At 41.2% G+C, this 9,165-nt stretch carries 9 protein-coding genes; all 9 read right to left on the bottom strand.

The window, feature by feature from the left end; genetic code table 11:
- Positions 1 to 194: 194 nt before the first annotated feature.
- Positions 195 to 920 (bottom strand): hypothetical protein, encoded by a 726-nt coding sequence (locus tag FH749_13350; GenBank protein ID MTI96438.1) that lies wholly within the window; start codon positions 918 to 920, stop codon positions 195 to 197.
- 264 nt (positions 921 to 1,184) lie between these two features.
- Positions 1,185 to 1,874 (bottom strand): SGNH/GDSL hydrolase family protein, encoded by a 690-nt coding sequence (locus FH749_13345; protein MTI96437.1) that lies wholly within the window; start codon positions 1,872 to 1,874, stop codon positions 1,185 to 1,187.
- Positions 1,871 to 2,677 carry a hypothetical protein gene (locus FH749_13340; protein MTI96436.1) on the bottom strand — a complete coding sequence of 269 codons (807 nt, stop codon included), beginning with the start codon at positions 2,675 to 2,677 and terminating at the stop codon, positions 1,871 to 1,873. Before FH749_13340 ends, FH749_13345 begins: the two co-directional genes overlap by 4 nt.
- Positions 2,677 to 3,009 (bottom strand): PadR family transcriptional regulator, encoded by a 333-nt coding sequence (locus FH749_13335; protein ID MTI96435.1) that lies wholly within the window; start codon positions 3,007 to 3,009, stop codon positions 2,677 to 2,679. The genes FH749_13340 and FH749_13335 overlap by 1 nt, the downstream gene beginning before the upstream one ends.
- 382 nt (positions 3,010 to 3,391) lie before the next feature.
- Positions 3,392 to 4,534 carry an aminopeptidase P family protein gene (locus FH749_13330; GenBank protein ID MTI96434.1) on the bottom strand — a complete coding sequence of 381 codons (1,143 nt, stop codon included), beginning with the start codon at positions 4,532 to 4,534 and terminating at the stop codon, positions 3,392 to 3,394.
- A gap of 229 nt (positions 4,535 to 4,763) precedes the next feature.
- Positions 4,764 to 5,183: a hypothetical protein gene (locus FH749_13325; protein ID MTI96433.1), complete on the bottom strand. Its 420-nt coding sequence runs from the start codon at positions 5,181 to 5,183 to the stop codon at positions 4,764 to 4,766.
- A 273-nt stretch (positions 5,184 to 5,456) separates the two neighbouring features.
- Positions 5,457 to 5,777: a hypothetical protein gene (locus tag FH749_13320; GenBank protein ID MTI96432.1), complete on the bottom strand. Its 321-nt coding sequence runs from the start codon at positions 5,775 to 5,777 to the stop codon at positions 5,457 to 5,459.
- Positions 5,778 to 5,814: 37 nt separating this feature from the next.
- The gene (locus FH749_13315; protein MTI96431.1) at positions 5,815 to 6,435 is read right to left on the bottom strand and encodes an ATP-binding cassette domain-containing protein; all 621 of its coding nucleotides are present in this window, start codon (positions 6,433 to 6,435) and stop codon (positions 5,815 to 5,817) included.
- A complete protein-coding gene (locus FH749_13310; GenBank protein MTI96430.1) occupies positions 6,432 to 8,423 on the bottom strand; it encodes a hypothetical protein in 1,992 nt (663 codons plus the stop codon). The genes FH749_13315 and FH749_13310 overlap by 4 nt, the downstream gene beginning before the upstream one ends.
- Positions 8,424 to 9,165: the final 742 nt, after the last annotated feature.

Raw genomic sequence — 9,165 nt, 5'->3', positions numbered from 1 at the left:
CAGCGAAGGAGCACCGATGCCAGGTCCCTTGGTGATTTATTCTACGATTGCTGCGATGAGCTGCAAGACATAACATTCACTGCTGCTCTTCAATTATTGGTCAGCCTATTCGCTGTATATGTCATGAACAGGGCTAGACTAAATCAGGAGCACATTAGGGAGCTTTATGGCCAATTTATTGCTGACTTACCTAGTTACTTCAGGAGGTCAGCAGGGTTTTGGGTGTGCGAAACTTGAGTTAATAACTCAATGGCCTCTTGGATAATATAAGGGCTTCTCCTAAAGAATTTTTTTACATGCTGATATAGCTTGCTCAATCGGCTAAAACGGTTAACTTCCACTTCGCCGCTGTTTTTACCATGCTGACGTAAATACCTGCTCTCGAAATGTCCGTTTGACAACTTGCAGACCTTTATTACCTGCAGGCCCTTTCTCCCCCTACAAGCCTTCAAGTAGGCAGAACCTTTGCTGTTCAACATTGCAGTCAAACCGTCAAGGCTGTTGTCGTAAATAGTGTCAGGCAGATATCCGCGTAATTTCTGGTTTGTTCCCAACAGGGACATGACTTCTCTTTTATTAAAAGCGGGGTAGTTGAGAACATGGCTCCCCTGAACACGCAACTGGAGCACAAATCTGTCTAAAGTAGAAATGTATTTCCCGGCGCCTCCCCGAACGTAGAGAACATCTGGAAACGGGAACTCACCCTTAAGCCATTTACGGCGGGTCTTATTGAAATAATAGCCAGTTATCTGTTTGCGGTTTAAATCTATAGCTTTTACAGTAAAAAAATACAGGGACATTTTTAACTGGTCACTGCATTCTTGTAGCAGCCGAATACGAAAATTTGGAGACTGCCAAGCTAAGTTTCGGGTGATATTGAAATTCACTAAAACCCCAATTAAAGGAGATTTAATGTTCATTTTTACGCCATCCTCTGTCACGTATTTCGCCTTATAACTAGTCTATGATATGAACAAAGTTAACGAAACACGGCCCATACTGGGCAAATGAGGGTCTTCCATTCTTACTTGTGCCTCTGCAGGGCTATCCCTGAGCAGCAGAGGACAAAAGACTTTAGCAACTCCCTCGAAGCCATTTAGCGATCTACTATGTGCGCGTTAAACTCAAAACCCCGTTTAGCTCAATCTAAACAGGGTTAGAATTTTTATGTTTCAACCAGCCACTTATACAGATATGGCAAGTTTATATTGAGCGGCAATGGTTTTGTAAATAAGATTGTATCCCTCGTTATTGGGATGAATACCATCGGGGCATAAGAGATCGCTATAATTTTTGCACTTCAAAAATGCACTGCGTATGTCGATTATCGGCACAGATAATTTCGCTGCCAAAAGCATGACCTCAACATTATATAACTCTTGCCACCGGTAAATCATATCAACATCGCCCAGCCATTTCAGAATGTTATCCTTATCAAGACCTCTAAACACCCAGTCGAAAAACCTCCAGGGCTCCAGGGGTGGTAGCGTTAGAATAACAGGATTGCCACCATTATCACGGATTAACTCTATTACCTGCCGATACAACCGTTTAAACTCTGATAGCGGTGTTTTGGGAGCATGTTGCCTCTGGGGATCCTTGGCAACTTCGTTCCATGCAAAGTCACAATCATTGCCTCCCAGTTCCAAAAATACACTGGTGAACCGGGCAAGCTCACAGCCATGTTTTTTGATAATTGACAGTCCCTTCGAGACCGTGCAGCCAAACCTAGAGTAGTTGGTCACTTTAAGCTCTTGAACTCCCAATAACTTGCCCACATTCATCTTGATTAGCTCATACCGGCCCTGATCCGGATGCAATACAACGCCCTTGCCAATTGAATCGCCAAATACGCAAATGCTAATCTCGCTCATGATTCTCTATTCCCTTTTATATTTTTCTTGCCTTTCTCTGTAATAAAAAACACCATTGAAACTAGCCCCAAATATAAAACATATATAAGCCATGTAACGCTCCAGAGCCCGAACCAAATTGATACAGATAGATACACTACAGTCGTTAGCAAGAAGCCTGCGGCCAGAAGATGAATATCTTTTTCTAGACTAGAAATTTGTTTTCTGTAGACTATGTAGTCAGACATAATGTATAGAAAACCAATTATTAGAACACTAAGCCAGCTAAAAGACCATATGTTCTCAGCATGCACGACAGACAAATAAAGCGAGGGAAACACATAAAGCAAAGGAATTAAGCTGAAATAGACGAGGGCAATTCCACAGCGGGCCAGCGTTTTAAAGTTGAATAATCTCGCATACTGGTATGCACTGACTGAGAAATAAAGTAAGTATAGGAACACGCCTCCGACAACAATCAGCCAGGTATTCTCGAATGTTTGGAGTACCACCATGCTTACAAACAAATAAACGAAAGTTACTGCTATAAAGTAAAAAGCGCTAAACGATGCAGTGTTGATGAGATTTTGCTTTAATGCACTTAGAGAACTTCCTGTTTCTACTTCCTTGATGGCGTCCTTGTATTCGGCGATCATCTCTGTCGCCCGCTTGAAACTTTCTTCTTTGGACATCCCAGCTTCCAAACAGTCACTATATTTATCAAGCATGATTGAATATAGTTCTTCCTGGACTTCAATAATCTTCTCAGTTCTGGGATACAAGGAAAATTTTCTTCTGATGAGCTTTCGTAATTTCTTTTCCATTACATGCCACCCCCAATCAGGTTATTTAGGACAACTTGTATCTCTCTCCACTCTTCAACCTTCTGGGCATATACCTCCCTGCCCTTGTCGGTAATTCTGTAGTATTTTCGCCTTGCACTGCCATCTCCGTCCCCCCAATAACTGGTGATTAACTGTTCCTTCTCCATACGTTTGAATGCAGTGTAGACCGTGGCATCCTTAATGGTGAACAGGCCCTTTCCGCCTTCAATAATTGTCTTCATAATCTCATAGCCATATGAGTCTTTTTTACTGAGGATAGCCAGAATAATGGTTTCGGTGTTGCCACGCAATATTTCGCTTGAGTAACTCAATTAATCACCCCTGCCTAATGTGATTAGATATATTATAACGTTATTGCGCCTGAACGTCAACAATAAATTGCGGGAGCACGGGGCGGGAGCACGGGGACGGTTCTGCGGGAGCACGGGGCGGGAGCACGGGGACGGTTCTACTGCTCCCATGTAAATTGCGGGAGCACGGGGCAGGAGCGCGGGGACGGTTCTACTGCTCCCATGTAGCAGAACTACATTCAAAATTTGACAACAAAAAAACCCCATTAGTCTCCTTACATGGTAGGTAAGACTTAACCGTGGCTTAAGCTCAGTGAAGACACCATAGGCGTATGAAAGGAAGGTTAGGAACGACAGATAAAAACCAAAGGGAGCAAGAGAACCGTCCCCGTGCTCCCGTCAACTAAATTAAGTGGAGGCGGGTCTGCCGCCCTCCCAAGAACTGCACTTTACCTTGGGTAAAGGCCACCGTCTGCTCCAAGGGTATCATTACATCCTGATCCAAGGTAGGCACCGAGGTGATGACGTTCAGCTCCAGGGCATAACAGGTGTTGTCATAAAGGGGATAGTCACCGCTACCGGCTACAAAGTCCTGCTTATCAAAGAGGCCGATGGTTGGTCCGGCGGCATGGCCATGAACCCCGATGGGATGGGTATAGACCCGGGCCTTTAAACCCTGAGTTGAGGCTTGGGCCAGGGCATCTGCCAGTACCTGATTGCCGGTTTTGCCGATTGCAAATTGGGCGACGGTGATGTCCTGCAATAAGTTGCCCGCAGCGAGCGCCCGCTCCAGGTCTTGAGGAGCGCTCTCTTCGCCAGGACGGCGCACATAAGCCAGCTGCTGGGTATCGGTACACAGGCCCAGGTAAACCAGACCCATATCACAATGAAGTAGGTCTCCGCCCTGAATAACTGCCTCTGCAGGCACCGCTTTGTCGCCCTGGCGCTGGATATTCACGGTGGGATGAAACCAAGCCCTGAGGCCCAAATCTTGGATACGCTGACGCATCCACCACGCCACATCAACGGCAGTGGTAACTCCGGGTAGAATTACTTTGCTGGAAAAGGCTTGAGCTATTATGTCATGGGCAATGCGGTTTAGCCCTGTATAGGCTTCTAGCTCCGGTGTTGTCCGTGTTTCCAACCAGGCTACTGCCAGTCTTTCACCGCTGACCAGTTCCACGTCCAGCCCTGCCAAGGCTTTTTGCAAAAGACGATGGTCAGTACTAGTCAGGCCGTCGGCCTCGGCGAAGGTCTCAGAGAAGTTGGCGGCTACAGTTCGGGGTTTCCGCTCTGCCACTAGCTCACGCAAAAACTGCCATTGGTCGCTCTGCTTGTCCTGACGCACCGAATCGTAGACCAGGTCCATTGCCGAACCTTTGGGGCTGAGGTTTAATCGTTCCAATGTATCGTCCTGACGGAAAAACACCAGCATGGTGCGACGGCTGGCAGAAAGCAGGGGAGCAGGAAGCAAAGAAAGGGCCAGTTGGTCTTCGTTATTTTCCCGGGCAATAACCACCCACATATCGATTCCTTCCCGTTCCATTAGGTTTGGCAGCAGGGTCTCTAAGCGAAGCTGCAGCCAGCGGTTAGTTATAGCTGCCTGCTCTCGCAGAGGTAGAATTGTCTGCAAAAAGGACCACTCCCGAAATTTATTTAGCAAACCCAACTCATATCATAAAACCTAATAGAGCTACCAATATTCTTTTTCTTCAATACAGAAAAATTTCCTCTTTAATATTTAAATATATAAGGAATGAGCCATGGCTCATTCCTTATATATTAGATATGGCCGTCAGTATGTTGTCAACCAGGCTAATCTTGGCCCGGGGCATCACCTGACATTCACTGTTGCTTATCGTCATGCTACCCTGGACAGAGCCCTGAGTCATCTCATTGCCATCAACCAGCACCTTTGGGTCATGCCTTTTAAAAAAAATATGCCGACAAAGCTCGGCTTCGATGCTGCTGTTCTCAATCCTAAAGTTGATGCCACTGTCATAGCTATACATCATAATAGTAGGATGATAGCGCCCCACGCCTGGATAGGTGACGGCGGTCATGGGATTCCAACCTGCTCCCACCACATTGCCTTTGGGGTAATCCAGAGACGAGCGGTAGTTATATTTAGGGCAAACGGGAGCGCAAGAACCGTCCCCATGCTTCCAAAAAAACCGCCGCAACGATGTCTTCATACGAATACATGGTCTACCTCCTGACTTTTACAAGTCCAGGTTTTCGTCTGCACCCCCAATTCATCCCTTTTAGTTTACCGTTTACACGCGAATGCCCGTCGCACGCTTAAGGGAGGTAAGACAGCCAGCCTTACCCCCCTTACGAACCTGTAACCGCCGACAAATTTTCAGGATTTCTACCGCCAAGCTGGATCAACAGCAAGTTTTTACTACCTAAAAATCTGTTATTGAATTCTGCTATGTTAAGTTTATTTGAAAATAGTGATGGGCGAATTACGGTGTTCCATGAGAATGAGAATGGTAATCTCCATCAAAATATGCTACAATTTCTGCAATTCTTGGCTTACTCGTTCCAGAATAACGACGTTCAGAAAGAAACTGATTGTTTCTGTATCCAAATAACTGAGCGTAAATAATGTCTCCGCTTGAATTCAAGGAATAAAGTGTTGTATACATGCCAGGTCCAGCCGCACCGTCTAAATAATAGATTCTGTGAAAAGACGAGCTGTCTACAAATATTTCTGCATTTGCTGATATAACGGGCAAGAATAAGAAACACACTACAATTAAAAACATCTTAACTCTAGCTTTCATTGATTAACCTCCTTTCATAAATAATTAAAAAATCAATTTATAGCAGTAACTCAATAACTTGATTTGCATATTCTTTAAACTCTTGGTCGTGTGTAACTAATAATACCGTTGCCCCTGAATTATTAAGTGTTAATAGTAACTGGATGATTTGGGCTTTATTCTCAGAATCAAGTGATGCAGTAGGTTCATCAGCCAAAATGAGTTTAGGCTGTTTAAATAATAGTTTTGCGATTGCAACCCTTTGTTGCTCGCCTCCAGAAAGAGCATACACTTTTCTATTAACAAAGCCCCCTAAGCCAACTTTTTTCAAACACTCTTCCACCAAACCTTTGTGTTTAATTTTATTAAAATTTTTAATCAAAGAAAAGTTGTTGTACACTGTATCATTTTCCACTAAACCATAATCTTGAAACAAAAATCCTATATAGCTAGATAAAAGTCGCTGCTTTTCTTTCGTAGTAGTAACTTCATCGTTATCATAGAGAATTTTGCCTTCATATGGTTCGAGAAACCCAACCATATTTAGAAGAGTAGTTTTACCACTACCTGATTCACCAAACACACAACAAAAGTCCCCACTTTTTACTTCATCAGAAAAATTATTCAAGATAATTTTATCATCGAATTTTTTTGATACATTGACAAATTTAATATTCATAAATACCTCCTTAAATCGCTATACCTTAATCTAATTATAAATAACATCAACACAAACAATTCAACAAAAAACAACGAAACAGCTACATATGAAAGCATTAATAACTCAGTTCTAGAAATAAAGGCCAGAACAATGACAACACTAATGAGAAAAAGTAGATTATTTGCGAATATTGATTCAAATATTTCAAACCTAGAGAAGCCTTCGGTCCACTTTATCATAATGCTCTTTGTTCTCGATTCCATATATGCCTTATAATAAGTTAATGAAGTGTCAATATAGATTATCAGTAATAGTAAACCTACTATGAAGTCACGCAGCCCCTCCTTAATGTATCTTGCCTTGCTTAATGAGTACTGCTCTTGAAAAGAACTTACTAGATAGCATGGCTGAAAACCATGTTGAATCATTACCTGCTCAATATATTCTCGCGCATCATCTAGCGAGCCTTGAAAGAAAAACATATTATTTAGAAGAGATGCTGGATTCTCATCACCATTATAATATAAAACTGCATCACTTCTAAGAAATGGATCTGCTGTAAACAATGTATTCATACTTAAATGTAAATCATCATAATTTTCTAGACTTTCTACTTCAAAAATTATATTCTCGTCATAATCAAACCAATCACTTTTTCCACTTTGATACTTCATAGAAAACAGTAGTCTTTTACCGACAAAGCTATCTTCCCAAATATTTTTATTTATTAAATATTGCTTATCAATCAAGTATATAGGGCCCTGGATATCCATAGCAGCTGTAGATGCAAAAGAAAATAAACCATTATTTTCCTGCATATATGTTATTATTTGATTTTCATTGCCGAAAACATGCTGATCATAATATCCGCTATATTTTGCATAAATTGCATCAAAACTAAATAAGTTTTCGTAAACTTCTTCTTTGGCAGATTCTTGAGATAACGATCTAGCAATTTGACCTGCATATTTTACATTAGGCAATAGATACATTATGGTAACTACAATCACAATTACTTTAGCCAGACTGAGATATTTAAGATAGGCTTTTAAGCCACTGTGGCCTTTTAGTGAACGGACCGGAATAATTAAATTAACAAGTATTGCAGGTAGCAATGAAATAGCCAAAGATACTACTGTGTATGCAGCGTAAAACTTTAAGAAGTTACCATAATAAACAAAGGAATTTTGAGCCAAGAAACTTACAAAAAAATTCGACAGCAATAAACCCAATCCAAGAAGAATTCCCAAAGAAGCTAAAAAATACTTAAATGATAAATTGAACCATAGATATAGTAGACTCCGGCCTTCCGTTTTTTGGATGGATATCCTTTTTGTCGAAGAAAGAATATGGTTATTGACAAAAATAAACAATAACAAATTTATTGCAATGAAAACAGCTATCAACCCAAAATCATCAAATATTTTCACTGGCTCATAACTGTTGGCCGCATTCTCAGAAAAAGAAATAGTGGCTTCTGAAAAATGTGATGCTAGTAACGAGTCTAATGATGAAATATCTTCTAGATTACTGTAGATGAAGTAAAGGTTATTTACCTCCGTACCTGCAGTCACTGTAGTCATAGGCAAAATTTTGTAATCTGTTCCTAAACCTTTTACCAGTCTGTTAGAACTTGACCTTGAATCTAAAATAATATTATGTAAGTCTTCATTTGTATTCTTATTATCAATAATTAATCTATCATAATAATTATTGTTTCCAGAGACATAAAACATTCTTGTTTTTGTCCGTTGATCTGTTTCAGATCGAACAATACTTATGTTATTAGATTTGGACCAATCATTAATAGTATTGACAAACCTTAATTCATCGACGTCACTAATACCAAGAACCATCATATGAGTAACAATTTTGTGGTCAGATTCATTATCTAAACTAATATTACCTAGTGATGAATGCTCAATGTAAGATGAGATAGAAGAAAGAGAAAAAATTACGAGAAATATAGCTCCTAATAGTGAGATGAAAAATGTTTTTGCTTTCATACAGACTCCTTTCATACCACATGGGGCACCTCCTCCCGTTTCGTGAGACAATTTCCTCATGATGAGAAAGCAAGAATTACGGGAGAATACTGAAGGGCTTTATGGGGCGCGTCCACTTTACCAATTCTAGTGCAATTTAAGATGGTCATGTTTCTTACAAAGCTGAAAGATGGGACAAGCGCCGCCGAGTTGTAATGGTCCAACCCACTGAATATGCCGATACCGGTCAACTTAGATTCCAGCTTATCCTTAAATTTTTCACCACTAGTATACCACCTTAATTGACAATGTCCAGATTTTCCATATTACAAACTTCGATATATTTCGACATTTAGGAAGGAAACCCAGCAAAAGCTATAATCGAGTCCGACAGCTGGCTTATGCAACCGACCTCTTATTTAGTCTTGCCTACTGGGGACGAATGGTTCGGTAAGAATTAGATGTTATGGCAAACAGTGTACAGTCAAAGGAGACCATTAGTTGCATGATGTCCTAAATTGGAGCAAAGACACTAAACCGGAAACCTTGGTGCGGAAATAGCTATTTATTTCTTCCCTCAAAAAAGCATATAGTGGCGAGGACTCCCTGCTGCTAACTTTTAACGGTTACCCCAATCTTTCAACAATTACCACCTGTCGATATCGTGTAACTGCTAACCCATAATGCCCTTCAGTAGACGTTATTAATTGTCCGCAATTTGCCGGACAAGCTGACCAGAAGGGAAGGGAGAATTAGAGCAATT

Source organism: Bacillota bacterium (genome assembly GCA_009711825.1).
Classification (GTDB): Bacteria; Bacillota; Proteinivoracia; order UBA4975; family VEMY01; genus VEMY01.
Note: the sequence above shows the minus strand (reverse complement) of the source record. Positions and strands in the feature narration are given on the sequence as shown.